The organism is Pseudomonas sp. CBZ-4 (assembly GCF_000346755.1).
Classification (GTDB): Bacteria; Pseudomonadota; Gammaproteobacteria; order Pseudomonadales; family Pseudomonadaceae; genus Aquipseudomonas.
This window is the reverse complement of the sequence record NZ_ANNV01000084.1, coordinates 33665-59223: the sequence shown is the minus strand read 5'-3', so window position 1 is coordinate 59223 and position 25559 is coordinate 33665. Positions and strand designations below refer to the sequence as shown.

Below are 25559 nucleotides of genomic sequence, written 5' to 3'. Positions count from 1 at the left end.
CGCGCCGGTTGACAGTCTTTGAGGGCTTTGTCGGGAAACTGTCAAAGATTGTTAATGCAGCAGTTGCGCAGGCTCAGTGCAGAACACGTTGGAGGAACTGCCGAGTGCGCTCTTCCCTCGGAGCACTCACCACCTGCCGGGCATCGCCCACTTCACAAATCAAACCATTGTCGAAGAAGGCGATTCGGTCTGCGGATTCGCGGGCGAAGGCGATGTCGTGGGTCACCATGATGATGGTCATGCCCGACTCCTTGAGCTTGCGGATCGTGTCCAGTACTTCGCCCACAAGTTCGGGGTCGAGGGCGGACGTCACTTCGTCAAACAGCATGTAGTCAGGCTGCATGGCCAGGGCGCGGGCAATCGCCAGGCGTTGCTGCTGGCCGCCGGAAAGGCTTGCGGGGCGCATGTCGGCGCGGTTCTCGAGGCCGACGAACGCCAGGTGGTCATGGGCCAGTTCCAGTGCCTGGGCCTTGGGGATCTTCTTCACCAGGCGCGGCGCAAGGGCCACGTTTTCCAGTGCGCTGAGGTGGGGGAATGCGTTGTACTGTTGAAACACAATGCCGAGTCTCTGGCGCAGCTTGTTCAGGTCGGTGCCCCTGGCGTGTACATCGGTGCCATCGACCAGGATGCTGCCCGCTTGGATGGGTTCCAGGCCATTGATGCACTGCAGCAAAGTGGACTTGCCGGAGCCGCTGGCGCCAATCAGGCACAACACTTCGCCCTTGCGGATTGTCAGGGTGATGCCCTTGATGACTTCAACAGGGCCAAAGCTTTTGCGGACGTCCTTGATATCAATCATGGTGCAGTACCTTTTCAAGATGGCGGCTGTAGCGCGAAATGGGATAGCAGATGGCGAAATAGAAAAGCCCGGTGCCGGCCAATACCAGCAGTGCCTCGTTTGAGCGGTTGATCAGGATCTGCGAGGCCCTGAGCAGTTCGATGTAGCCCACCACGCTCACCAGTGCGGTGTCCTTGGTCAGGCCGATCACCGTGCCAATCCAGCCTGGGAGCAGCGTGCGAAAGGCGAGTGGGGCGGATATATGGCGCAACTCCTGCCAGTAGCCCAGCCCGAGTGAGCGGCTGGCCTTCTTCAACTGCGGGCGCACCGATTGCAGGCCTGAGCGCACCAGCTCCGAGGTCAACATGCCCATGTACAGGCTGAGGACGACCACCCCGATCAGCAGCGGGCTCAGGGCAAAACCGGCCATGGCGAAAAAGCTGTTGGCGAGAATGAACTGGATGATCAGCGGAATACTGCGGATGACGTTGACCCAGGGGGCCAGTGCAAGACGGGCGACCCTGAACTCCTGGCGCAGCCAGCCGATCAGGACGCCGAGCAGGCTGCCGAAAAACGTTGCCAGTAACGTCAGCAGCAGGGTGTGCCAGATCCCCTTCAGCACGAACTCAACATCACCCCAGTGCAGGCCCGAATACGCGAGTTGAAATTGCATGGTGGCTTACCCCTTGAACACGCGCCAGAAGGTCAGTCGGGCGCCGCCCTCGATCAGCTTGGACATCACGTAGTACATCCCGGCGGCGACGATAAAAAACTCGAACGTCCTGAACGATTCGGATTGAGCTGCCTGGGTGGCGCCCGTCAGTTCGCGCAGGCCGATGATCATGCCCAGCGAACTGTTGAGCAGCGCCCAGTTGAGCTGGTTGACGTACGGGAAATAGACGACCCTGAACAACTGTGGAAAGACCACGTGCCTGTAGGCGGCGAAGGACGAGAGCCCCAGGGATCTGGCGGCCGTGTGCTGTTGCCTTGGAATGGCCTGCAGCCCGCCGCGAAAAATCTCGGCCAGGTAGCCCGCGTTGTTGAACGACAACGCCAACAGCATTGCCAGGTAGCTGGAAAAGTGCAGCCCCAGTGCGCCCAGGCCAAAATAAATCATGTAGACCTGGAAGAGTGCCGGGGTGTTGCGGGCGACTTCGACCCAGGTTGTGGCCAGTGCATGGCCGAGGCCTTTTTCCTGGCGCCGCAACAGGGTCAGCGCAAGGGCGATCAATGTGCCGATGACCATCGACAGCACGGTCAGCGCAAGCGTTGTCCGAGCGCCGTCGACGAGTTCGGGGAGCTTGTCCCACACCATTGACCAGTAAAACGTATATCCGAACATAACGCAGGCTCCGGGCAAGAGCGGCCAAGGTGCGCCGCTCAGGAATGGGGTTAGTAGTCCACGCCTGCAACCGCAAGCGAAGGCGCTTGGCCGTCACCGAAGTACTGCGCATAGAGCTGCGTGTAACGCCCGTTTTTCACCTGGGCCCAGACGAACGTCTTTACCCAGTTGAGCATCTGGGTGTCTGATTTTTTTACGGCGATGCCGCACAGGTCGGGCGGCGTGGGTGCAACACCCTTGATCGCGAGCGTCGGGAACTGGCCGCTCTGGACCAGCGCGGCGGCCGATGCGTTGCCGATGATCAGCCCGTCTATTTTTCCCTGGACCAGGGCCAGGTAGCTTTCCGCTTCGCTGCCGAACCCGGTGTAGCTGCCATTGGCGTCATTCCAGCCGGTGCGCAGCACCTGCAACTCCTGCTCGGTGGTGGTGCCGGTGACACCGCCGATGTGGCGGCCTTTCAGGTCGTTGAAGCTTTCAATGCCAGTGTCTTTGCGGGCTAGAACGACGTTGGTGTAGTTCACGTAGGGCTGGGAAAAACTCACGCTCATCGCGCGCTGGGGCGAGATCGAGGCGGAGGCGATCAGCACGTCGATGCGATTGGACACCAGCGCCGGAATGCGTTCGGAGGAGGGTGTTTCGACAATCACCGGTTTGACGCCAAGGGCTTTGGCCATGTCCTTGCAGTACTGGACGTCGTAGCCATCCGGCTCGTTGGCCGAATTGCGAAAGCCGGCAGGTGGATAGTCGAGCTGTACGCCACAGCGAAGGGTTTTTGCCGCAATGACCTGGTCCAGGGTCGAGTCGGCCGCGGTTGAAACCATCGGCGCGGTGGCTGCGAGGGCGAGCAAGAGGGTGCTGCTGACGTGGCGTGAAATGTTCATGGGAGAGCCCTGTTGTGGTGGGTATTGTTGTTTTTAGGGTTTGAACGTTTGTAGGTTGTATCCAATCGACTGTTGGTAAAAAATCTATCAAATGTTTAATCTCGGAAGAAGAGGGAGAGAGATGTTTTTTTGTGTGGTTGAGCGAGAAAATTCCGTTGTATCGTATAAATAACTATAAAAAACAAATATCTATGTTTTGTTTGAAAGATGTTGCTGGTGTTGAAGTGTGACAGGAATTGACCGATCTGAAGCAAGGGATTGACAGGAAGTGTTTACTGTATCCAATCTTCTCTGGGTCGAATGGCTCGCTGGGTCAGCTGTGGCGGCCTTGCAGGGCAGTTCTTTTTTATCCGGGAAAGGTGTGGGTCATGAAGCACGTAATCGTCATTGGTGCCGGCATCGTGGGGCTGTCAACGGCGCACCATCTGCTCAAGGAGGGGGTGCGCGTTACCGTGATTGATCGCGACCCTGAAGGTGACAAGGCCTCGTTTGGCAATGCTGGCGGCATTGCCGTCACGGAGGTGGTGCCCGCCTCGGTGCCGGGGTTGTTGTGGAAGGTGCCAGGCTGGTTGCTGGACCCGCTGGGGCCCTTGGCGATACGGGCCACTCATGCCCCCAGCCTGATCACTTGGCTGCTGCGGTTTTCCAGCGCGGGCCGGCCAGCAGAAGTCAGGCGCATCGCCGCGGCACTGGCAGCCCTGAATACGCGGGTTTACACCGACCTCCTGCCGCTCCTCGCCGAAAATGGTCTGCTTGGAGAGCTGCAGCAACTGGGCGCCTTGACGGTTTACGAGAACGCGAAGGCGTTCGAAAGCGAGGCGGCGCAGTGGGCGCTCAAGCGTGCCTATGGTGTGGAGGTGCTTGACTTGAGTGGCGACGAAGCGCGGGAAATCGAACCGGCACTCGGCCCGTCCATCGCCCGAGGGGTGTTTACGCCCCAGTGGTCCCATGTGCGCGATCCCAGGAAGCTCGTGGATGCGTTGCGCCAGTCACTGGTCGGCCGAGGACTTTGTATCCGGGTCGGCGAGGCGTGCAGTATCGGGCCGGGCGTCTTGGACGCTGCTGTATCGGTAGGGCTACACGATGGCCAGCGGGTGCTGGCCGACAGCGTGGTAGTGGCTGCCGGCGCATGGTCTGGGCAGTTGGCCCGCGACGTCGGCGACAAGGTGTTGCTGGAAAGCGAACGCGGATACAACACCACCATCGCAGCCCCGGGCGTTGTGTTGTCCCGTGAGGTCATCTTTGCAGAGCGCCACTTTGTCGCCACGCCGTTGAGCTGTGGCTTGAGGATTGGTGGCGCCGCCGAGTTCGGCGGGCTGAATGCGCCGGCGAATTTCCAGCGTTCCCGCGCGCTGGTGCGGTTGGCCGCTCACTATCTGCCCGGTTTACGGGCAGAGGGCGGTACGTATTGGGCGGGACATCGTCCGGCAACCCCCGACAGCCTGCCGGTGATCGGGGCGTCGCCGCGCAACCCGGCAGTCATTTATGCATTTGGCCATGGCCACCTCGGCCTGACGCAGGGCGCAACCACCGGGCGCCTGGTCAGCGATATTGCCCTGGGCAAGCCGCCGCAAATCGATCTCGCACCCTATGCAATCAGCCGCTTCAACTAAACCGCCAAGAAGGGGATTTTCATGTCACGTCATACGTTCTTCTGCATTGATGCGCATACCTGTGGCAATCCGGTACGCGTGGTAACCGCCGGCGCGCCTCTATTGCCCAATGTTTCGATGGCTGAAAAGCGCCAGATATTTAAGCGTGAGCATGATTGGGTTCGTCAGGCGCTGATGTTCGAACCCCGGGGCCATGATGTGATGTCAGGCAGCATTCTCTATCCGTCATCCCGTGAAGATTGTGACATCGGCGTGCTGTTCATCGAGGTCAGTGGGTGCCTGCCCATGTGTGGTCACGGCACCATCGGCACGGTAACGGCTGCGTTGGAGGCTGGCCTGGTGACGCCTCGAATCGAGGGCACGCTGGCAATCGAAGCGCCGGCAGGGCGTGTTGCCATCGACTATGTAAGAAATGGCGCACATGTAGAGCAGGTCCGCCTCTACAACGTTGCCAGCTACCTCCACGCCGCCGATGTGCAGCTCGACATACCGGGCCTGGGCACGTTGACGATCGACCTGGCCTACGGTGGGAACTTCTACGTGATCATTGAGCCGCAAGCGGGCTGGGCTGGCTTGGACTCAATGGCTGTCAGCGAGATCGTGCGCTTGAGTCCCTTGGTCCGCCAGGCCGCTCAGGCCCTGTTGGCGCCGGTGCACCCGCTGGACACGCATATCCAGGGCGTCAGCCATGTGATGTGGTGTGACAAGCCCAGGAACGCTCGCGCCGATGCACGCAACGCGGTGTTTTATGGCGACAAGGCCATTGACCGTTCGCCATGCGGCACCGGCTCCTCTGCACGCATGGCACAACTGGTGGCCAAAAAGCGCTTGAAGGTAGGCGATGCATTTGTTCACGAAAGTATCATCGGTACGATGTTTGATTGTCGGGTCGAGTCGGCAAAGGAGGTCGGTGCCTTTGCCGGTATCCTGCCAAGTGTTGCTGGCTGGGCCCGAGTCACGGGTCATAACACGCTGTTTGTGGATGACCGTGACCCGTTGGCGCATGGGTTTCAACTGGTGTGATCCGTTCGACTGCAAAGGCTTTGTGGTCGAAGGTGAGGCGCCCCGGGGTTCAGGCCCGAGTTTCTTTCTCGCGCTTTTTCTTGAGCAGCGTAACCAGGTCGGCGCCCGCCCGTTGAATATGCTTGCGCAGGAACTGAACGGCTTTCTTGGCGTCACCTTTTTCGCACAACCTGAGCAATTCACGGTGATCGACTTCGGCTTCTTTTTTGCCGGCGGTCAGCAGTAGTTGCAAGCGGATATAGCGATCTGTCTGGACGTTGATGCCTTGAACGATCGCCAAGGTCTGGACACGATCGGCCGCTGCGTAAAGGCTCTCGTGGAATAGCCAGTTGAGCTTGCCCCATTGCGCGATGTCATCGTTGACATAGGCTGCTTCAAGCTGAGGCAGCAGCTGTTTGGTGGCAGCAAAATGCGCGTCTGTCATGTTCGGCAGCGAGCGCTCCAGCAACTCGGACTCCAGCAGTGCGCGCAGGTCGAACAGCTCCTCGATCTGCTCCGGTGGGATGGACTTCACCACCGAGCCCTTGTGGATCTGGGTGGTGATGAGGCCGGAGGCCTCCAGCTCCTTGAACGCTTCACGCACGGGCATGCGGCTGACACCGTACTCGGTCGCAATCGTCTCCTGGATCAGTGATTCACCTTCTTTGAATTCACCGTTGAGAATCCGCTCGCGCAGTGATTCCGCAAGGGTTTCAGGCAAGCTTTGACGTTTGATGCGCAGGTTGGGCGAGGGTTCTTTTTTTGACATTCTTCAACTACTGGCAGGTGAATGGATCCAGGATCTGAGATCCTCCTTGGGCGATCATACCTCAGGCAAAGGAGTGTAGGACGCTTCCAATAGGTGAGAGCGAAACATTTCAGCATCAGCCTGCAACCATTGCTCCCGTCCGCTGGCCAATACCGAATGGATTCCGGTCCTGAAGCACGGGGGGTAGTAATGCCTGGGGGAAATCCTGGTAGCACACGGGCCGCAGAAAGCGCTGAATTGCCCGGCTGCCCACCGAGGTGGTACGCGCGTCGGAGGTGGCTGGGAAGGGGCCACCATGGACCATCGCATGACAGACCTCCACGCCTGTACCAAAACCATTCAACAGCACACGCCCAGCCTTTTTCTCCAGGCTGGGCAGCAGTGCGGCCAGTGCGGGGTAGTCGTTCGCGTGGGCGTGCACGGCAATCGTCAATTGGCCACCCAGCGCGTTGAGCACGCGGAGCACGGTGGCTGCATCGGGGCAGCGGACAATCAACGATGAGGCACCGAATACCTCATCGTGCAACGGTGGTTGGGCGAGGAATGCAGCGGCGCTCGTCGCAAACAAAGCGGGTTGCCCTTGAGCGCCAGTGCCCGGTTTGCCTCGGCCAAGCAGTACGGCAGAGGGCTGCGCGCGGAGCTTTTCGACGCCAGCGCAATAACTTTCGTAGATCTGGCGCGTCAGCATGGTCGCTGCGGGGCACAGGGCCAGGGCGTCGATGGCGGCGCGCTCAAAGGCCGCCAGTTCGGGGCCGTCAATGGCCAGGATCAATCCCGGGTTTGTACAGAACTGGCCGGCGCCCAAGGTCAGGGACGCTGTAAAAGCAGTGGCAATCTGGGGGCTTCGTTCGGCCAGTGCATGGGGCAGCAGGATGACGGGGTTGATCGCGCTCATTTCTGCATAGACTGGAATAGGTTCCTGGCGTGCGGCTGCGATACCCATCAGCGTTACGCCAGCCCGTTGCGAACCGGTGAAGCCAACAGCCTTGACGCGGTGATCGGCGACAAGCGCCTGGCTGATCGTGTGCTGGGAGTCGAACAACAGGGAAAACACCCCCTCCGGCAAGTTGCAGTCACGGACGGCTTGTTGAATTGCCCGCCCCACCAACTCGGACGTGCCCGGATGGGCAGAATGGGCTTTCACGATGACCGGGCAACCGGCCGCGAGTGCGGAGGCGGTATCGCCACCGGCGACCGAAAAGGCCAGGGGAAAGTTGGAGGCGCCAAATACCGCCACCGGGCCGATGGCAATGTTGCGCATTCGAATATCCGCGCGGGCTTGTGGTGTGCGGGAAGGGATTGCCGGGTCAATACGTGCTTCGAAGAAGTCGCCCTCGCGAACAACCGATGCGAATAGCGCAAGTTGGCCGACTGTGCGTGTGCGCTCGCTTTCGATGCGTCCGCGAGGCAGGCCGGTTTCGGCCATGCAGCGCTCGATCAATGCATCGCCCAACGCCAGGATGTGGCTGGCAATGGTTTCCAGAAAGACTGCGCGGCCCTCTGGTGCGGTTTCGCGGTAACGGTCGAAAGCGGCATCGGCCAAGGCGCAGGCGGCCTCAAGGTCGTCCAGGCTGGCGCCGCCGAATACGGGGGCAAGGGCTTCGCCGGTCGCGGCATTGATAGCCCGCAATTGCCCGTTTTTACCGGGAACCCTCGACTGGCCGATGAGCAGATGACCTGTAATAGACATGGTGGTTCTCACTTCATGGAGGGGGCGGGCCCGTGCACAGGTGCGAGGCCCGCGTTGTATCAGCCGTGTGCAGCCAGGGTGTCGATGGCTTTTTGCACGGTGTTGATGACGTACTCGCGCTCCCGGCCTACCAGGGCCAGGCGCGGCGCGCGTGTCCACTCGGGTGCGCCGTATACCAGGTGCTCGGCCAGCTTGATGTACTGCACCAGCTTGACGTGCACATCCAGGTGAAAGGAGGGCGTGAGGATGTGGTACAGCTTGCGGGCTTCGTCAAAACGTTGCTCGGCACAGAGGTTGAACAGTTTCACGCACTCTACCGGCCACACGTTGGTCATCCCGGACACCCAGCCGGTGACACCCAGTGCGCTGCTTTCGACGATCAGGTCATCGACTCCACAGAAGATGCTGAAGCGATTGCCGAACGCGACATACATGTCGGTGACGCGGCGGATATCACCGGTCTCCTCCTTGACGCACACGATTTGCGGGGTATCCATCAGGTCTGCCAGGATCGCCGGCGTGCAGTCCACGCCGTACGCGATGGGGTTGTTGTAGATCATGATCGGCAGGTCGGTTGCACTGGCGATGCCCTTGTACCATTCGACCGTTTCGCGGTGGTCGGTCTTGTAGCCGAGGCTGGGGAAGACCATCAGCCCTTGTGCACCAAAGCTCTTGTACAGGGCCGCGTGTTTCTTCGCGGTGTGCAGGGTGATTTCGGCCAGGCCCGATAGCACGGGGACCCGGCCGGCGGCCACTTCGACCGCCGCGCGAATCACCGACTCACGCTCCTGCAGGTTCATTGACGCGTTTTCGCCCAGCATCGGCAGGACGATGATGCCGGAAACACCGCCGGCGATCAGGCGTTCGATGCTGGCTCGGGTTGCCATCAGATCGACTTCGCCGTCAGGGGTCAGCTTGGTGGTGACTGCTGGGAAAACACCTTTCCAGATTGCCATTTTGGGTACCTTTCTTGTTGTTGGGAGTTGGCATGATGTGTCAACTGTATCCAATCTACAATCCAGAAATTTTGCTGTCCATCCCGATCTTGGTCTTTTTATGGCAAAAGAATTCTCTGCCTGCCTAGTAGCGAAAGGGGGGCAGGGAGGGCGAAGGCGCGAGGGGTGAGCGATTTTGCCCATAGCGCGGCGCCACAAGGTGCCAGGCAATGTTGCCGCGCCACTGCTGATGCAGCGCCTGGGCGCATACCCGCATTTGCTCCTGGGTGCGCTCGTCATAGCCGAGTTCGGCAAGGCGCACTGGCAAGTGTTGCTGGGCGTGGGTAAAGCGTTCGGCCCACTGTTCAATGCGCAGCATCACTTCCTCGGCTGCGCGTTCGCTGGCATAACCTTGGTGGTGCCTCAGGTGGGTCAACAAGTTGTAGCTATCGTCGTCGGGGTTTTCCATGATGGGGAATGACAGCAGGTCATTGACGGCCTTGCACAAATTCAACGCCAGATTGCGCAGCTCTTGCCAGGGACCGCTGTAGTAAGCGGATGAGGCCAAGTGAATGTCGTGCACCAGGTAATTGAACTCCGTGCAGACCTGAAAACCGCCAGCGTTTCGCCACAGGCACTCGTAGCCGTCCAGGGCCGGCTGGGTGTGATGGAGGCGATGCATCAGCGCCGTGCAGCAAGGCAACAGGTAGGTCGCATATTGTTCCGCGAGGCGTTGTTTCCACTGCGGTGGCATCAGGCGTGCGGCGCGCCGGACAATATCCGCGAGCCCGCGTGCGAGGGGTTCACGGCTGCGGCTATCGGAGGTAAACGCGCAGGCGTAGACCTCGCGCAAAAGTCGCTCCATGGCGTTGGGGTCGGTGCAGTCTTCGTCCGCGAAGTCGTCCTGGCAACTGAACCAGCCCAGCAGGTCGGAGAGAATCAGCAGTATGTCCAGCGGGGCATCACACCACAGATAGCCGGCATAGGTGCCTGGAAGGTAGATGTCCATCTGATGGGCCGCATGCGGTGTGGCTTGCAGCCCCATGTTTTGCAGCCACTGGCGGGTATGGTGTTGCGCTTGGTCGGTGTACGGGCTCAGGGGAAACGTCTCGGGTTGTTGCCATACGCTGTGCATCTCAGGCTCCTGGCAGGTGGGGGCGGAGAGAGGCTAAGTATTGAAGGCCTGACGTATGTCTTATAGCCAAAACTGCCTTTGGCTGTGGGCGGCTATTTATATTGTTTCGTGATTGCGTGAGGGGGCTCCAAAAAATAAAAAATCTAATCCGGTTTTAGCTGCGGGCTAGCTTGATAGTGAACAGGATGTTCCGGTGTGAAGGGGTGGCCGCTGCTGTGGAAGGGTCTTTTGCGCGCAGGTGCACGGGTAGGGAAGCGCTTTGTTGTGTCGCCCAAGAGGCCACTTTAATGAACACCTCCTTTCCCGGCATTGACCCGATGCGGTATGCCAGTGCCCAGGCCCAATGGATCGAACCGTTTGCCTATCAAGCACACGTACGTGGCAAACAGGTTCGAACGGAGCTCGCTTGGGCGCTATCGGCGCTCTACCGTCTGCCCGCACACCAGGCTCAGGTGCTGTGCAATGCCGTGGAGCGCATGAATGTTGCGTCGCTGATCCATGACGACCTGCTGGACGGCGATTGTCTGCGTCGTGGTGTCCCGGCGGTATGGAAGCGCTACGGCGCCTCTGTGGCGTTGGTTTCAGGCATGTACGGTTATCTCGAGGGGCTGCGCGCTCTTACCGAATTGAATGACCTGGGTGTGTTGCGTGCCGGTTTGAAATGCCTGGAGTCCTTGCACATCGGTCAGTACCTCGATACGCAGATCAGCGAGGGTGCTGTGTTGCCCAGCCTGGAAGAATACGGGTTTGTCGCGCAGGCCAATACAGGCTGCTTTTTTGTTTTTTTACTCGACGCCTGCCAGCGTTTGCGACCGTTGGATGACGGGGTGCACGCTGGACTTGAAGCGCTGTTGTACGAGTTGGGTGTTTATTATCGCTACGTGAACGATTACTGCGATATCAACCACATTCCGCATTTCGCAAAAAAGGGCTTTGCGACAGACCTGGAAGGCGGCCCCAAGTCGTTTCTGATGATTCTCGCCAATCAATCCCTGGTTAAAGGCGTGCGAACGGCCGAGCAAAAAAACGCAATCATTCGAGCGTGGGGCAAGGCCGGCGTTTTTGACGCAGCGTTGGCCTTGATGGAGGGCACCTACCGACACATCCTTCAACGCCTGGACACGCTCCGTCAGCTTGACTGCGGGATCAACAGCCAGGGGCTTGAAGGGTTTGTGTGTGATGTCCATTTCCAGCCTGGCGCCGATGACAACTACTACGAACGGATGCTCGCGTAAGGCGCCAACGCCCGACTGCCTGGGTGCAAGCAGTCGGGTAGGGGGCATGTCTATTTGTCCATCGCCCCCAGGATGAGGTGAGCGAGCTTCACCCGTTCTTCATTCGGGTAGTTTTTGTTCGCCAGAATCACCATGCCCAATCCCTTGCTCGGCACGTACGCCACATAGGCGCCAAATCCTCGGGTGGAGCCGGTCTTGTTGACCAGCATGTCTCCATGGGCGGGTTGTGCAGGTGTCAGCCAGTTGACCGGGTGCGGCTCCATGGCCATTTGTGTCGAATTGCCATTGACCAGCGCATCCCGCGCGATGGGGTAGGGGTACATTTCCCAGCCCAGGCCTTGGGTCATGCCCCCGACGGTGTAGTAACCGGTATGAGTGAGGGTGATGGCCTGTTGCAACGGCTGCTCCAGGCGTGTCGGGTCGAGGTTGGCTTGAACATATTGCAGCAGGTCTGAGGCGCTGCTCTTGAGGCCGTAGGCTTCGCTGTCCATGGCGCCAGGGCTGACGCGCACCGGTTTGCCGTCCTTGCCATAGCCCTGGGCGTACAGGCCCATCTGGCCTTTGGGCACGCTGATGAACGTGTGCTGGAGCCCCAGTTTTGGCAGCAGGGTGTTCTCCATCGCCTGGTCAAAGGGTTGCTTCAGGCTTTGAGCTGTCAAGTAGCCGAACAGGCCCAGGCTCGGGTTGGAGTACAAGCGCTGGCCCCCGGGGGCAAATGCGGGCTTCCAGTGCTGGAAGTAACTGATCATGCGCTGGGTATTGTCGGCTTCCGCAGGGAATTGCAGGGGCAAACCGCCCGCGCTGTAGGTGCCGAGCTGGAGCACGCTGATGCGCTCGAACGCGCTGCCCTGCAGCGCTGGCAGGTACTGGCTGGCCGGCGCCGACAGGTTCAGCTTGCCAGTGGCAACCGCGTAGCCGGCGAGGGTGGCGGTAAAGGTCTTGCTCACCGAGCCTAGTTCAAACAGGGTGTTTTCGTTGGCAGGCTGGCGAGTGTCTTGGTCGGTGACGCCGTAGTTAAAGTATTGTGTCTTGCCGTTCTGCACGACCCCGATGACAAGGCCGGGAATAGACTGTTGTTGCATCAGCGGTTTGACACTGGCGTCTACCACGGCGTGCAGGTCGTTCGCCGCCAGGCACTGGCCAGCGCCGAGAAATAGCACAAGACCAGTAAAATTCAGCACTCCAGACAAGGCATGTTGGGGCATGATGTTGCTTCCATGAGTATGATCGATTGAATGGAACCTGCGCAGGCGCCGCCAATGTAGGCAGTTCGCGGTTTTTGGGCAAACGATCATATTTCGCAACAGCCATTAGAAAAATTTGGGTTAAGGCATGCTTCGTTCCCATCTTCCCCTTAACGCCCTACGTGCATTCGAGGCCTCGGCGCGGCATCTGAGCTTCACGCGTGCCGCCATCGAGTTGTGCGTCACCCAGGCCGCGGTCAGCCATCAGGTGAAAAGCCTGGAGGCACAACTCAATGTCACGTTGTTCAAGCGCCTGCCACGGGGCCTGATGCTGACCAGTGAAGGCGAAACCCTGTTGCCGGTGGTGCGTGAATCTTTTGATCGCATTGCCCAGACCCTCAGCCAGTTCGAAGGCGGGCACTACCGTGAAGTGCTCACCGTGGGTGCAGTCGGCACCTTCACCGTGGGCTGGCTGCTGCCGCGCCTTGCGGACTTCCACGCGCGTTATCCGTTTATCGACCTGCGTCTTTCCACCCACAACAACCGTGTCGATGTGGCCGCCGAAGGCCTGGATTACGCGATCCGCTTCGGCGCCGGCGCCTGGCACGGCACCGATGCCTGCCAACTGTTGGAAGCGCCGTTGACCGTACTGTGTGTGCCGCACCTTGCCGAGCAACTGCGCACGCCCGCCGACCTGCTCAAGCACACCTTGCTGCGCTCCTACCGGAGCGATGAATGGAGCCTGTGGTTCCAGGCGGCCGGGTTGCCTGCCGACACCCTGGTGCCGCGCAGTATCGTGTTCGACTCGTCCCTGGCAATGATGGAGTCGGCATTGCAGGGCCTGGGTGTGGCCTTGGCGCCAGCGCTGATGTTTTCGCGCCAGCTGCAAAGCGATGCTGTCCGCCAGCCATTCGATGTGGGCATCAGCACCGGCAGTTATTGGCTGACCCGCTTGCAGTCACGGGCCGAGACACCGGCGATGGCGGCGTTCAAGGGGTGGCTGATGGCGGCCACCGGGGCGTCCTGATTTTTATTCATGAAACAAAATGAAACATTTTCGGCGGGCCAACCTCTACCGTACCCCGTACCGAGTGCATTCATGAAAAGCCCGCGCCCCTCCGCCCGCATGCCCCACCTCACGCAACTGCGTAACCTGAAAATGGCCCGCTCTGCCCACGCCTACGTGCGTGGCAGCACCGTGCAGTTTTATGAATGGCTGCACAGCCTGCCCGGTCGGCGCTTGCCCCACGGCCCGGCGATCTGGATCTGCGGCGATTGCCACGCCGGCAACCTGGGCCCGACCGGCGACAACAAGGGCCGCATCGACATGCATATCCGCGACCTTGACCAGACCGTGATCGGCAACCCGGCCCACGACCTGGTGCGCCTGGCCTTGTCCCTGGCCACCGCCGCACGGGGCTCGGATTTACCCGGCGTGACCACCGCGCGCATGCTCGAAGAAATGATGGTGGGCTACGCCCAGGCGTTCAAGGACAAGCCCGACGAAACACCGCCACGCCCGTCCCAGGTCAAGGCTGGCATGCGCAGCGCCGTGGAGCGCACGTGGAAAAGCCTGGCGCGTGAGCGTATCGACAGTGCGCGGCCGACCATTCCGTTGGGCAAGCACTTCTGGTCGTTGTCGCGGGCGGAAAAGAGCGCGCTGGAAGACGTCTGTGCCTCGGACGAAATCCACCAACTGGTCACGTCCCTCAAGGGCCGGCCCAAGGATGCCAAGGTGCAACTGCTGGACTCGGCGTACTGGGTCAAGGGGTGCAGTTCCCTGGGCTTGCTGCGCTATGCCGTGTTGCTGGGGGTGGGCGACAAGGAGGACGAAGAATATTGCCTGATCGATATCAAGGAGGCCGTCGGCGCCGCCGCGCCGCGAGCCGCCCGCGCAAAAATGCCCCGGGACAACGGCCGGCGCGTGGTGGAGGGCGCGCGCCAGTTGTCACCCGGCCTGGGTGAACGCATGGTGGCGACGCGGTTTCTCGACCACGGCTTTTTCATCCGCGAACTGTTGCCCCAGGACATGAAGCTGGAACTGGATGAACTGAGCGAGATTGACGCGATGCATGCTGCCGGTTACCTGGCCCGCGTGGTGGGGATCGCCCATGCGCGGCAGATGGACCGGGACACACGCAAGGACTGGATGGCCGTGCTACAGGAGAATCGCTCCAAGCAATTGGACGCGCCGTCCTGGCTGTGGACCAGCGTGGTGCAACTGGTGGGCAGCCATGAGCAGGGCTATCTCAACCATTGCCGCCGGTATGCGCTGGAACACTAACCCGGAAACACCTTGGATTAACTGGCGGTCCCAGTTTGTGTGGGAGCTGGCTTGCCTGCGATAGCAGTGGGTCAGTCAATCAGGGGGTGACTGATACACCGCCATCGCAGGCAAGCCAGCTCCCACAAAAGCCAGTGACCACAACTGGATCGCCACTAGGCGAGATATTTGCGGAACCACCCCAGCGTGCGCTCCCACGCCAGATTCGCCGCCGCCTCGTCATAGCGCGGCGTCGAATCATTGTGGAAACCATGATTGGCGCCCTTGTAGATAAACGCCTCATACGCAGTACCCGCGGCTTTCAACGCCGCCTCATACGCCGGCCAGCCTTCATTGATCCGCGTATCCAGCTCGCCAAAATGCAGCATGATCGGCGCCTTGATGCGCGGCACGTCCTTGGCCTCGGGCTGGCGCCCATAGAACGACACCGCCGCGCCCAATTCAGGGTAGGCCACCGCCGCCGCATTGGTCACGCCGCCGCCGTAGCAGAAACCGGTGATGCCGACCTTGCCGGTGCTGCTGTCGTGGTGCATCAGCCATTCGATGGCGGCGAAAAAGTCGTTCATCAGCTTGGTCGGGTCAACGGTCTGTTGCAGGGCCACGCCTTTTTCATCATTGCCGGGGTAGCCGCCCACCGAGGTCAGGCCGTCCGGTGCCAAGGCGATAAAACCGGCTTTGGCCAGGCGTCGGGCGACGTCTTCGATATAGGGGTTGAGGCCACGGTTTTCGTGGACGACCACCACGGCGGGCAATTTGCCTGCGGCCTTGGCCGGGCGCACCAGGTAGCCGCGTACGGTGCCGTTGCCCTTGGGCGAGGGATAGGTGATGTAGTCGGCGACGATATCCGGGTCGGTGAATTTCACCTGTTCGGCCAGCGCGTAATTGGGGCTCAGGGCCGCCAGCAATGCCGAGGCGGTCAGGCCGCCAAAGGTAAACAGTGCGGCGCGGTCAAGGAATTCTCGGCGGTTGATCTTGCCGTGGGCGTAGCCGTCATAGAGCTCCAGCAGTTCGGGCGCAAAGTCTTTCGCGGTGAGACGAGTCATCGGTGCAATCCTCGGTTAGCGGTGGCAGACAATGTAGACCAGGTTTAACCGTCGCGGCCATGGGCGGTGGCGGCCAACTGCCCGGTATCTACGCGCACGAATACCGAGTCGCCGACGGCCGTCAGCACGTCACCGGCATACACCTCGCAGACCACGCGGCTTTTGCGGCCCACGTCGCCCTCGACCCGCGCGCGCAAGGTCAAGGTGACGCCCATGGGCGTGGGCTTGATGAACTTGATGCCCAGGTTGCCAGTGACGCAGTCGATGCGTGGCAGACTGCCGGGTTCGCGCTGCTCGGCGCGGTAGTGGTAGGCCATGGCGGTCCAGTTGGAGTGGCAATCCACCAACATGGCGATCAGGCCGCCGTAGACCAGGTCCGGCCAGCCGCTGAACTGGGCGTCGGGCAGGTGTTCGGCGATCAGGTGGATGCCGTCGGCGTCCCAGCGGCTCTTGATGTGCAGGCCGTGGGGGTTGCTGGCGCCGCAGCCGTAGCAGATACCTTCGGGGGCGGTCATGTCCTGGAGAGAAGCAGCCTGCATGAAATGTCCTTATTGTTTTGGGGGGCTACTCTGTTTAGCAGCACACGGGCAGGATGGGAACCCGTTGGCCTTACTTCTCGCGGAGCGTTGCATGAACCTTCGACTTTTCCCAATCGTGTTGCTGGCGCTGGTCCTGGGTGGGTTTTCCAGTGCCCGGGCCGTGGAGTATCGAGACGTCAACCGCGCGGCCAGCCAGATCAGCTTCACCTTCCAGCAGTTCGGCCAGCGGATCTACGGCACGTTCGGCGAGTTTGAAGGCACGCTGGCGTTTGACACGCAGCACCCCGAGGCGGCCCATGCGCGGCTCACGATCCAGCTTGCCAGCATCGATGCCGGCAGCGCTGATGCCAATGATCAATTGCAGCGGCCGTCCTGGTTCGATACGACGGCATACCCGCAGGGCGTCTACCAATCCAGCGGCGCCACGGCGCTGGGGGATAATCGCTTCAAGATCAACGGCAACCTGACCCTCAAAGGCATCACGCGCCCGGTGATGGTGGATGTGGTGCTCAAGGAGCAGGGTGGCATCGGCGTGTTCGACGGAGAGTTCATTCTCAAACGCGCCGATTTCAAGATCGGCGAGGGCGAGTGGGCCGGCAACAGCGTGGTGTCCAATGACATCCACATCAAGTTCAAGATGGTCGCGCCGCAGCGCTAGCGGGCGAATTTCTTCGCGCCGGCCACGCAAGCAATGACTGCGACGGTGACCAGCAGCATGCCCAGGCTGACCTGCTCGTGCAGCAAGCCAGCCGCCAGCGCCAGGCCGAAGAACGGTTGCAGCAATTGCAACTGGCCAACCGCCGCGATACCGCCCTGGGCCAAACCGCGATACCAGAACACAAAGCCGATCAGCATGCTGAACAGCGCCACATAGCCCAGGCTCAGCCACGCGGGCAGGCTGATGCCTCTTAAGCTTGCAGGGGCGAGGATCAGGCTCAACGGCAGCACCACCGGCAGCGACACCACCAGCGCCCAGCAGATCACCTGCCAGCCGCCGAGGCTGCGCGACAACGTGGCGCCTTCGGCATACCCGAGGCCGCACACCAGCACCGCCAACACCATCAGCACGTCACCCGCCGGCGCGGCGCTCAAGCCTTGGGCAAACGCGTAGCCCATCACCAGCACGCTGCCCAGGATCGAAAACAGCCAGAACACCGGGCGCGGGCGCTCGCCGCCACGCAGCACGCCGAACACCGCCGTAGCCAGCGGCAGCAAGCCGATAAACACGATGGAGTGGGCGGAGGTCACGTATTGCAGCGCCAGTGCGGTGAGCAAGGGGAAGCCGATGACCACGCCCAGCGCGACGATCACCAAGGGCAGCCACTGGTTGCGCGCGGGGCGTTGCTCCTTGAACAGCGCCAACAGCAGCAGCCCGAGTACGGCGGCAATGGCGGCGCGGATCATCGTCAGGAACACCGGGTCGAACTCCATCACCGCCAAGCGCGTGGCCGGCAATGAACCGCTGAAGATCACCACGCCGATAAAGCCGTTGATCCAGCCCTGGGTGCTGCTGTCCAGGGGGTTGAGGGAAGACGTGCGTTCCATGGGCAGTGGCCTGAAAAAGAATGATTGCGTGCGGGCCATCCTAGAGTTGAAGATTATTACAATCAAAAAATTGTCATGGATACAGCCCTATGCCGCGCGCCCGCTACAAGTCGCTGGTCGATACCTTTGCCGCTGCCATCCGCAATGGCGACATGCCGCCCGGCACGCGCCTGCCGACCCATCGGCAATTGGCCGCCGAGCATGGCTTGGCGCTAGTCACCGCCAGCCGCGTGTACGCCGAGCTTGAGGCGATGGGCCTGGTCAGCGGTGAAACCGGGCGTGGCACCTTTGTGCGTGAGATCGCGTTGCCGCCGGGGCAGGGCAGCGGGCAGATGACCGTCGCGACGGGCATGCTGGACCTGAATTTCAACTACCCGTCACTGCCGGGCCAGGCGGATCTGTTGCGCACGGCCCTGCGCCAGTTGGCATTGTCCGGCGACCTTGAGGCGTTGTTGCGGTATCAGCCCCACGCCGGCCGCATCCATGAGCGCGCGGTGGTGGCCCGGCACCTGTTGAGCCGAGGGCTGGCGGTGGAGGCCGAGCAGGTGCTGGTGGTCAGCGGCGCCCAGCACGGGTTGGCGGTGACGATGATGGCGCTGCTCAAGCCGGGGGATGTGATCGCCGTGGATGCGTTGACCTATTCAGGCTTCAAGGTGCTGGCCGAGACCTTGCACCTGGAGATCGTCGCGATTCCGGTGACGCCCGCAGGCCCGGATCTCGACTACTTGCAGCAGCTGTGCCGCAAGCGCCCGGTGCGCGCGGTGTACAGCATGCCGACCCTGCATAACCCGCTGGGCTGGGTCATGAGCCTGGAGCAACGCGAGCAATTGGTGGCCATTGCCCGCCAGCACAGTCTGATGATTATCGAGGATGCGGCCTACGCGTTTCTCGCCGAAAACCCGCCGCCGCCCCTGGCCACCTTGGCGCCGGAGCGCACCGTCTACGTGGGTGGGTTGTCGAAAAGTGTCGCGACGGGGCTCCGGGTCGGGTTTGTTGCGGCGCCGGCCGAGTGGGTGAAAGTAGTGGAGCGCACGATCATGGCCACCACCTGGAACGTGCCGGGGGTGATGAGCGCGATTGCCGTGGGTTGGATCGAAGACGGCACCGTCGCGCAGCTGGAAGCGCAAAAGCGCGAGGATGCCCGGGCGCGCCAATCCTTGGCGGCGCAGGTACTGACCGGGCTGGCTTACATCAGTCACCCGTCATCGTATTTCCTGTGGCTGCCGCTGGCGGAAGAGGTGCGCGCTGATCAGGTCGCCATGACCTTGCAGCGCGAGCATATTTCCGTGTCCACCGCCGAGCCGTTTGCGGTGTCGGCCCAGGTGCCCCACGCGTTGCGCCTGGCATTGGGCTCGGTGGCGATGCCGGCGCTGCGTGAAGCGCTGGTGAAGGTGCGCAAGGTGGTGGCGTGGTAAATCAGTACTTGTAGGCCTGGCGCCCGATCAGCAGCCATTTGCCATGCTGCTTCTGCCAGACCTGGAAGTTGTCGATGTCAGTGGGCACTTCGACGCCGCTGTTCACCGCCAGGGCGTGAAAGTGGTTGCGCACCAGGGCGGTGTCGCCGTTCAGGCTGATGGTCTGGTTCTGCATTTCCAGGGTCTTGAAGGCGCTGGTGTGGGTTTCCAGGTCGGCGATGAACTGCGCCTTGTTCTGCACCTTGCCGCTGGAGTGGCCGTAGGTGAGCGTGTCGGAGGTCAGTGCATGCAGCTGCTTGAGGTCCAGGTGCAGCATGGCCTGGGTCAGTTGATCGACCGCTTGGGCCACGTCCTTTTCCGCGGGAGCGGCAGCCACATAGCCGCTGAACAGGCACAGAAAACCGATCAACACTTTGACGTTGGGCATGGGTGTTTCCTTGTTGTTGTGGGGTGAATACGACAGCTTTAGTCGTCGTACAACCATGCCGTATTTTTCAGGGCGAAAGAAAGTGAAATTTTGAAATATCTTGAAATTATTAGGCATTATGGCGGCGACAGAATACGTACGACGTCCTAACACATCAAATAATCTGGGTGGATTCTTCCTGGCTAGATGGCACATCGCTATGCTGTCGCCCATACAACAACGCGCCCGAGCGACAAAATGGATTTTGACTGGCACAGCGACACCCTCACCCGCGCCACACCCGTCACCCCTGGCTACAAAAACACCCAGAATGTGCGCCGCTTCATGCTGGAACACTGCGGCCCGGGGTTTAAATTCGATCGTCCTTTCATGGCTTGGATTCGCAACGATATCGCCAAGAACCTGGGCGATGTCGTGGATGAATGGCAGCGCCGCAACCCTGATCCCCAGGAGTTGCGCGTGTGATCACCGAAGGCATGTGGGTGCTGGTCGACTACGCCAGCCACCTGACCCCCGGCCTGCTGCTGTTCGGCCTGTGGTTTGCGCTGACGCCCAAGACGCTGCCGGCCATGCGCATCCTGATCCTGCTGGCCGCGTTTGTGCTGATGCGCGACGTGATGACACCGTTGGGCATGTGGGCATTGGGCAGCGAGGTGCAGATCGCCTTCAGCGCCAATGCCTTTGTGCTGGCGATGCTGGGCTGGCTGTCGGTGCTGCTGATCATGCTGCTGGCCCGCATCGCGCCGGACCTGTGGCGGTTGATCCGCTGGACCCTCGGCCGCCCTGGCATTGGCTTGGCGTGCGGGCTGCTGGTGGGGTGCTTGATCGGCGTGCCGCTGCGGATTTATCAAGGCATCGACGCGTCGGCTATCCATGGTTATTGGGTGTGGTTGCCGGGCATGGTGGTGTTGGCGTTTGGCGCCAACGCACTGGAGGAAGTGTTGTTCCGTGGGTTTTTGCAGGGCTATCTGGAACAACACGTCACGCTGCTGCGCGCGGCGTTGATCAGTGGCGTGGCGTTTGCGGCGTGCCATGCGTTCCTGGCGTTGAGCGTGACGCAACTGGGTTGGCCGGTGTTGCTGTTTACCTTGATCGAAGGCTTGGCGTGCGCGTTGGTGCGCATGCGCTATGGCGTGTTGCCAGCGGCGGTGGCCCATGGCACGGCGATCTTGCTGATTGCGGTGCCCTACATCCCCTGATTTGAAATACGGTCAAATAATGTGGGAGCTGGCTTGCCTGCGATAGCGGTCTTTCAGCAAAAGATCTGCCAACTGACCCACCGCCATCGCGGGCAAGCCCGCTCCCACATTTTTTACCGCGTCTGGCCTGTTACAACGGCGGCGTACGCGGCGGTACCTGGCGTTTGCTGCCCGTCGCCTCAAACGCCGCCGCAAAGCGCAGCAACGCCGAATCGTCATAGGCGCGCCCGGCAAACGTCAGCCCGACCGGCATGCCAATGTCCGCCATCACGCCCATCGGCACGGTGACCGTCGGCACGCCCAGGTGGCGGATCGCCAGGTTGCCGTTGGCCACCCAGATGCCATTGCTCCAGGCAATGTCCGCCGACGCTTCGTTCACATCCGCATCCGCCGGGCCCACGTCGGCCACGGTGGGGAACAGCACGGCGTCGAGGCCAAGCGTGTCCATCCAGTCTTCCAGGTCCAGCCGGCGGGTTTGCTCCAGGCCGCGCAGGCCATCGGGCACGGTACTGATTTCGTTCCACGGGGTGATGCCGCGCTCGGCCATGCGCACGTATTCGTCCATGCCGGCGGCGAGGTCGTCTTCACGGTTAGGCAAGGTGCCGGGGTCGTGGGGGAAGATGTTCGGCCCGTCCACATCCGCCAGGCGGTTGAGGCTCGGGTCGCTGTTGGCACGCAGGAAATCGTCGAAGGCCCACGCGGACAATTCCCACAACTCGTCGTGGAGGAACTCCTTGGACACCAGGCCACGGGTAAACACCGTCGGTGCGCCGGGGCGGTCGCCTTCGCAGTTGGACACCAGCGGGAAATCCACCTCGATGACTTCGGCACCGGCCGCTTCCAACGCTTGGCGCGCGGCCTGCCACAGGTCGATCACCGTGGCGCGGGTGTTGATCTTTTGCCCGGTGGGGCCGCCGATGCCGGGTTTCTCGCTGGTGCCAGCGTCGGCATCGGCGTTGATGTACATGCGCGGCACGCCGAAGCGCTTGCCGGCCAGGGCGGCGGCATCCACCGCCAGTTCCGCGTAGGACGCCGGGCGTACCGACGCGACGCTGGGGATCGGCACCCAGGGTTGCAGGCGCCACAGGTCGCCTCGGGTGTCGGGGTCTTCGGCGACCACCACGTCGAGCACTTCCAACAGGTCAGCCATGGTGCGCGCGTAGGGCACGACCACGTCCATGGTTGGCGTCAGCGGCCAGTTGCCACGTACCGAAATCACCCCACGGGACGGGGTGTAGGCACACAGGCCATTGTTGGACGCCGGGCCGCGCCCGCTGGACCAGGTTTCTTCCGCCAAACCGAACGCCGCAAAGCTTGCGGCGGTGGCGGTGCCGGCACCGTTGGACGAGCCAGAGGCAAACGGTGCAGTCAGGTAGTTGGCGTTGTAGGGGCTTTCGGCGCGGCCATACACGCCGCGCTGCATGCCGCCGTTGGCCATCGGCGGCATATTGGTCTTGCCCAGGCAGATCGCCCCACCGGCGCGCAGGCGCTCGATGGTGAAGGCATCGCGGTGCGCGACAAGCTTGGCAAAGGCCGGGCTGCCGGATGCTGCCGTCAGGCCCTTGACCAGGTAGCTGTCTTTGGCGGTGTACGGAATGCCATCCAATGGCCCCAAGGTTGCGCCCCTGGCCCGGCGCGCATCGGACGCCTGGGCTTCTTCAAGGGCTTGCGGGTTGCGCACGACCACGGCGTTCAACGCGGTGGCGGTCTGCGGGCCGTCATAGGCTTCGATCCGCGCGAGGTACGCCTGGACCAGTTCAACGGCCGTGGTCTGGCCGGATTCCAGCGCAGCGCGCAATTGGGCAATGGAGACTTCGGTTACTTGCATCACGTTTTTTTCGCCGCCTTCAAGTGGGGGTATGGCGGCAGTCTACGTACAGATATTTCACAAAACCAGCGCCGAATAGTCCGCATAGGCGGTGCGCATTATCTGCCAGGTGTGTGGGTCGGCTGGAATCAGATGTTCGATACGCAAGGAGGTGAGGGTGATGTCCTGGGGCATGCCAAAGGTGGTGAAGGTGGACAGGAAGTTCAGCTCGCCCTGGCTTGAGCGGATGCGGGTCAGCACCAGGGGCGGCATTTCCCGTGGCAGCTCGCTGCCCGTTGGCGCGGGTAAATCTGCGAGTAAGGCCGCCAGCCCGGGATTGCTCAATGCTTCGCGGGTAGCCCGTTGCCAGGCGAGGGTGCGGATCTCTTCGCTATTGATCAGGTGATCGCCGAGGCCGCCGGGTTGCAGCAGGGTGCCCAGCAGGTTCAAGCCAGCGGCCGCATCAGGCGGGATGCCCACCAAGCCAAACAACACGCTGGTACTCGCGTTGGCGGCCAACACCTCCCACTGGCTGCCCAGCAGGATCGCCGGCGCGGGATTGTTGGCGTGCAGCACATGGCTGACGGCTTCGCGAATCGCCGTCATGGACGGCGCGTCAAGCGGCGTGGCGCCGTAGCGCGGGGCGAAACCGGCGGCGAGGAAGACGCGGTTGCACTGCTCCAGCGGCGTTTCCAACGCTGTCAGCAGATTGTGCAACGTGGCCGGGCTGGGTTTGGCGCGGCCGGTTTCAAGGCAACTGAGATGGCGCTGGGAAACCCCGGTGATCAGGGCCAGGTCGAGTTGGCTGAGCTTGGCCTGGCGGCGCAATTGGCGCAGCTGTTCGCCGGCGGTAGCTGGGTTGTCCATGAGCGGTTCATGACCTCCGAGGTCATTGCGAGGGGCGCAACCTTATCACTAACGTGGGCCTTGATCATTCCAAGGACGAGACCATGAAAAGACCCTACATAGCCCTGGCCGGTTTGCTGGGATTTACCCTGTATACCCTGTTCACGATGCTGACGGCCGAGCAGTCGCTGCTGGCGTTTGGGCGGGAATTGATGGCACGGCCGGACACGGCGCAGGTGGTGATTGACCTGTATTTGATGGCGGCGCTGGCGTGTGTGTGGATGTATCGGGATGCGCGTGGGCGAGGGCGCTCGGCGCTACCTTATATCTTGCTGACGGCGGTGTTTGTGTCGGTGGGGCCGCTGCTTTACATCGTGGTGAAGGGGTTCAGGGATGAATGATCTTTTACCGGCCTATGCGGTATGCGTGTTGGTGCTGTGTCTGAAGATGTTCGCGATTTCCTGTTATCAGGGATATTTCCGTCTACGGGGGCGGGCGTTTACCAATCGTGAGGATGCGGCTTTTTTCAAGCGCAGCCCGCAGCGCGAGGAGCTGCCGCAAGTCGGCAGGGCGACGAAGGCGTGGGCGAATGACCTGGAAAATATCCCGCTGTTTTTTGTACTGGGCGGGTTGTGTGTCGCGCAGCAGGTTGACAGCGCTGCGACCCTGTGGCTGTTCGGTGTGTTCACCTTGGCGCGGGTGGTGCATACCTTGGCGTATCTGATGGGATGGCAACCCTGGCGCACCCTGGCCTATGGCGTGGGTGTGGCATGCCTGTTCGGCCTCGGAGCCAGGATTGTGGAGAACACCTCCGATCAAGTGTGGGAGTTGTCGAGCCTTGGCGAGGCTACGATGGCGGCGGAGCTGCTGGTAGAGATGTTGCCAGTGCTGCCGTCATCGCAGGCAAGCCAGCTCCCACATTTGAGCGGGTTCACAAGTCAAGATGTGGGAGCGTTCGAGCTTAGGGGTTGAGGAACGCCTGGTAGTTGTCCTTGGTGATCTGCTGATACGGAATCGTCAGTTCAGCCGTGTACGGTTCCTTCTTCACCATCTTCACCGCCAGATCAATCGAGCCCACCGCCTGGCCCTTGTTGTCCTGGTACACCGTCACCAGCAGTTGGCCTTTTTTCACCGCGTCCAACCCGGCTGGGCCGCCGTCGCTGCCGGCCACGAGGATGTCCTTGCCCGGTTGCATGCCGGCCTGGCTGATGGCCATGGCGGCGCCAATCGCCATTTCATCGGCGTTCGCCGCCACTGCGTCGATCTTGCGCCCGGAGACGATCCAGTTGTTCATCAGGTCGATTGCCTTGTTGCGCTGCCATTCCGCAGTTTGTTCTTCGACGATCTTGATATCCGGGTACTCCTTGAGCACGGTCTTCACCCCCAGTGTGCGGTTGTGGGTGGCGTTGTTGGACAGCAGCCCGAGCATGATCGCCAGGTTGCCCTTGCCACCCATTTTCTCGGCCAGGTAGCGCATCTGGATCTCCCCGGCCTTGACCTCATCCGAGCCCACATAACCGACACCCGGCGGCAGTTGCCGGGCATCCGGGCGGCGGTTGACGTAGACCAGCGGGGTCTTGGCCTGCTGGGCGTTGCTGCTCATCTTCGCCGTGGCAGCAGTGTCCACCGGGTTGACGATGATCGCATCCATGCCCTGGGCGGTGAAGTTCTGCACCTGGTTGAGCTGGCGCACCACATCGCCCTGGGCATCTTCGAATTGCAGGGTCACGCCGGGCAACTCCTTGGCGTGGGCGGCCATGTAGTCGCGCATCTGCGCGAGGAATACATCATCGACTTGGGCGATGCTCACGCCGATACGGATATCGGCCAGCGCCCACGGTGTGACGGCGAGGGTAAACAGTGCCGCAAGGAGGTGCTTCTTCATGGTTT

At 61.4% G+C, this 25559-nt stretch carries 26 protein-coding genes and 1 pseudogene; 11 read left to right on the top strand and 16 right to left on the bottom strand.

The features are described from left to right. Positions 1 to 73: 73 nt before the first annotated feature. The 4 genes from B348_RS0110615 to B348_RS0110600 are packed head-to-tail and all read right to left on the bottom strand — an operon-like array spanning position 74 to position 3001. On the bottom strand, positions 74 to 799 hold the full coding sequence (locus B348_RS0110615; protein WP_017736102.1) for an amino acid ABC transporter ATP-binding protein: 726 nt from the start codon (positions 797 to 799) through the stop codon (positions 74 to 76). Continuing rightward, positions 792 to 1451, bottom strand: a complete 660-nt coding sequence (locus tag B348_RS0110610) for an amino acid ABC transporter permease (RefSeq protein WP_017736101.1) — start codon at positions 1449 to 1451, stop codon at positions 792 to 794. Before B348_RS0110610 ends, B348_RS0110615 begins: the two co-directional genes overlap by 8 nt. Positions 1452 to 1457: 6 nt before the next feature. Then, positions 1458 to 2120 (bottom strand): amino acid ABC transporter permease, encoded by a 663-nt coding sequence (locus B348_RS0110605; RefSeq protein ID WP_017736100.1) that lies wholly within the window; start codon positions 2118 to 2120, stop codon positions 1458 to 1460. Between the two features lie 50 nt (positions 2121 to 2170). Continuing rightward, a complete protein-coding gene (locus B348_RS0110600) occupies positions 2171 to 3001 on the bottom strand; it encodes a transporter substrate-binding domain-containing protein (RefSeq protein ID WP_017736099.1) in 831 nt (276 codons plus the stop codon). A gap of 368 nt (positions 3002 to 3369) precedes the next feature. Between B348_RS0110600 and B348_RS0110595 the strand changes: the two genes are divergently transcribed. Both B348_RS0110595 and B348_RS0110590 read left to right on the top strand, forming a co-directional pair. Next, positions 3370 to 4614: an FAD-binding oxidoreductase gene (locus B348_RS0110595; RefSeq protein WP_017736098.1), complete on the top strand. Its 1245-nt coding sequence runs from the start codon at positions 3370 to 3372 to the stop codon at positions 4612 to 4614. A gap of 21 nt (positions 4615 to 4635) precedes the next feature. Beyond that, positions 4636 to 5637, top strand: coding sequence for a 4-hydroxyproline epimerase (locus B348_RS0110590; protein WP_026136715.1), 1002 nt, complete (start codon positions 4636 to 4638; stop codon positions 5635 to 5637). 49 nt (positions 5638 to 5686) lie between these two features. Here B348_RS0110590 and B348_RS0110585 read toward each other — a convergent pair whose 3' ends face one another. The 4 genes from B348_RS0110585 to B348_RS01000000129885 form a co-directional block, all read right to left on the bottom strand. Continuing rightward, positions 5687 to 6385 carry a GntR family transcriptional regulator gene (locus B348_RS0110585; protein WP_017736096.1) on the bottom strand — a complete coding sequence of 233 codons (699 nt, stop codon included), beginning with the start codon at positions 6383 to 6385 and terminating at the stop codon, positions 5687 to 5689. Between the two features lie 115 nt (positions 6386 to 6500). Continuing rightward, on the bottom strand, positions 6501 to 8075 hold the full coding sequence (locus B348_RS0110580; RefSeq protein ID WP_026136714.1) for an aldehyde dehydrogenase (NADP(+)): 1575 nt from the start codon (positions 8073 to 8075) through the stop codon (positions 6501 to 6503). A 59-nt stretch (positions 8076 to 8134) separates the two neighbouring features. Continuing rightward, positions 8135 to 9031, bottom strand: a complete 897-nt coding sequence (locus tag B348_RS0110575; protein ID WP_017736094.1) for a dihydrodipicolinate synthase family protein — start codon at positions 9029 to 9031, stop codon at positions 8135 to 8137. Between the two features lie 124 nt (positions 9032 to 9155). Beyond that, positions 9156 to 10145, bottom strand: a complete 990-nt coding sequence (locus B348_RS01000000129885) for a hypothetical protein (RefSeq protein WP_017736093.1) — start codon at positions 10143 to 10145, stop codon at positions 9156 to 9158. 287 nt (positions 10146 to 10432) lie between these two features. On the opposite strand from B348_RS01000000129885, the gene B348_RS0110565 reads away from it, so the two are divergent. Further along, the gene (locus B348_RS0110565; RefSeq protein ID WP_017736092.1) at positions 10433 to 11380 is read left to right on the top strand and encodes a polyprenyl synthetase family protein; all 948 of its coding nucleotides are present in this window, start codon (positions 10433 to 10435) and stop codon (positions 11378 to 11380) included. Between the two features lie 50 nt (positions 11381 to 11430). Here B348_RS0110565 and ampC read toward each other — a convergent pair whose 3' ends face one another. Further along, a complete protein-coding gene (gene ampC / locus B348_RS0110560; protein WP_032864804.1) occupies positions 11431 to 12585 on the bottom strand; it encodes a class C beta-lactamase in 1155 nt (384 codons plus the stop codon). Positions 12586 to 12712: 127 nt separating this feature from the next. Here ampC and B348_RS0110555 point away from each other — a divergent pair, with 127 nt between their 5' ends. Then, on the top strand, positions 12713 to 13591 hold the full coding sequence (locus tag B348_RS0110555; protein WP_017736090.1) for a LysR family transcriptional regulator: 879 nt from the start codon (positions 12713 to 12715) through the stop codon (positions 13589 to 13591). 72 nt (positions 13592 to 13663) lie between these two features. Beyond that, positions 13664 to 14848 carry a DUF2252 family protein gene (locus B348_RS0110550; protein WP_026136712.1) on the top strand — a complete coding sequence of 395 codons (1185 nt, stop codon included), beginning with the start codon at positions 13664 to 13666 and terminating at the stop codon, positions 14846 to 14848. Positions 14849 to 15003: 155 nt separating this feature from the next. Here B348_RS0110550 and yghX read toward each other — a convergent pair whose 3' ends face one another. After that, a complete protein-coding gene (gene yghX / locus B348_RS0110545) occupies positions 15004 to 15891 on the bottom strand; it encodes a YghX family hydrolase (protein WP_017736088.1) in 888 nt (295 codons plus the stop codon). Between the two features lie 44 nt (positions 15892 to 15935). Then, positions 15936 to 16430, bottom strand: a complete 495-nt coding sequence (locus B348_RS0110540; RefSeq protein ID WP_026136711.1) for a PaaI family thioesterase — start codon at positions 16428 to 16430, stop codon at positions 15936 to 15938. Positions 16431 to 16521: 91 nt separating this feature from the next. Here B348_RS0110540 and B348_RS0110535 point away from each other — a divergent pair, with 91 nt between their 5' ends. Next, a complete protein-coding gene (locus tag B348_RS0110535) occupies positions 16522 to 17088 on the top strand; it encodes a YceI family protein (protein ID WP_026136710.1) in 567 nt (188 codons plus the stop codon). Here B348_RS0110535 and B348_RS0110530 read toward each other — a convergent pair. Next, a complete protein-coding gene (locus B348_RS0110530; protein ID WP_017736085.1) occupies positions 17085 to 17975 on the bottom strand; it encodes a DMT family transporter in 891 nt (296 codons plus the stop codon). The genes B348_RS0110535 and B348_RS0110530 overlap by 4 nt on opposite strands. Positions 17976 to 18064: 89 nt before the next feature. Between B348_RS0110530 and B348_RS0110525 the strand changes: the two genes are divergently transcribed. After that, a complete protein-coding gene (locus B348_RS0110525) occupies positions 18065 to 19390 on the top strand; it encodes a PLP-dependent aminotransferase family protein (protein ID WP_017736084.1) in 1326 nt (441 codons plus the stop codon). A gap of 1 nt (position 19391) precedes the next feature. On the opposite strand, the gene B348_RS0110520 is transcribed toward B348_RS0110525, so the two are convergent. Beyond that, positions 19392 to 19817, bottom strand: coding sequence for a nuclear transport factor 2 family protein (locus B348_RS0110520; protein ID WP_017736083.1), 426 nt, complete (start codon positions 19815 to 19817; stop codon positions 19392 to 19394). 237 nt (positions 19818 to 20054) lie between these two features. On the opposite strand from B348_RS0110520, the gene B348_RS0110515 reads away from it, so the two are divergent. Beyond that, positions 20055 to 20282, top strand: a complete 228-nt coding sequence (locus B348_RS0110515) for a DUF6434 domain-containing protein (protein ID WP_017736082.1) — start codon at positions 20055 to 20057, stop codon at positions 20280 to 20282. Continuing rightward, entirely contained in the window at positions 20279 to 21016 is a 738-nt protein-coding gene (locus B348_RS0110510) for a CPBP family intramembrane glutamic endopeptidase (protein WP_017736081.1), read from the top strand. The genes B348_RS0110515 and B348_RS0110510 overlap by 4 nt, the downstream gene beginning before the upstream one ends. Before the next feature lie 130 nt (positions 21017 to 21146). On the opposite strand, the gene B348_RS0110505 is transcribed toward B348_RS0110510, so the two are convergent. Both B348_RS0110505 and B348_RS0110500 read right to left on the bottom strand, forming a co-directional pair. Continuing rightward, on the bottom strand, positions 21147 to 22847 hold the full coding sequence (locus B348_RS0110505; protein ID WP_026136709.1) for an amidase: 1701 nt from the start codon (positions 22845 to 22847) through the stop codon (positions 21147 to 21149). Between the two features lie 54 nt (positions 22848 to 22901). After that, entirely contained in the window at positions 22902 to 23690 is a 789-nt protein-coding gene (locus B348_RS0110500) for a helix-turn-helix domain-containing protein (RefSeq protein ID WP_017736079.1), read from the bottom strand. Positions 23691 to 23773: 83 nt separating this feature from the next. Here B348_RS0110500 and B348_RS0110495 point away from each other — a divergent pair, with 83 nt between their 5' ends. Together B348_RS0110495 and B348_RS01000000129880 are read left to right on the top strand one after the other, a co-directional pair. Further along, positions 23774 to 24070: a DUF2834 domain-containing protein gene (locus B348_RS0110495; protein ID WP_017736078.1), complete on the top strand. Its 297-nt coding sequence runs from the start codon at positions 23774 to 23776 to the stop codon at positions 24068 to 24070. Beyond that, positions 24063 to 24455: pseudogene (locus B348_RS01000000129880) on the top strand (MAPEG family protein); the annotation flags it as partial. The gene B348_RS0110495 and the pseudogene B348_RS01000000129880, both read left to right, overlap by 8 nt. Positions 24456 to 24630: 175 nt before the next feature. On the opposite strand, the gene B348_RS0110485 reads toward B348_RS01000000129880, so the two are convergent. Continuing rightward, complete coding sequence (locus tag B348_RS0110485; protein WP_017736076.1) at positions 24631 to 25554, bottom strand: sugar ABC transporter substrate-binding protein; 924 nt, start codon at positions 25552 to 25554, stop codon at positions 24631 to 24633. Between the last annotated feature and the right edge of the window lie 5 nt (positions 25555 to 25559).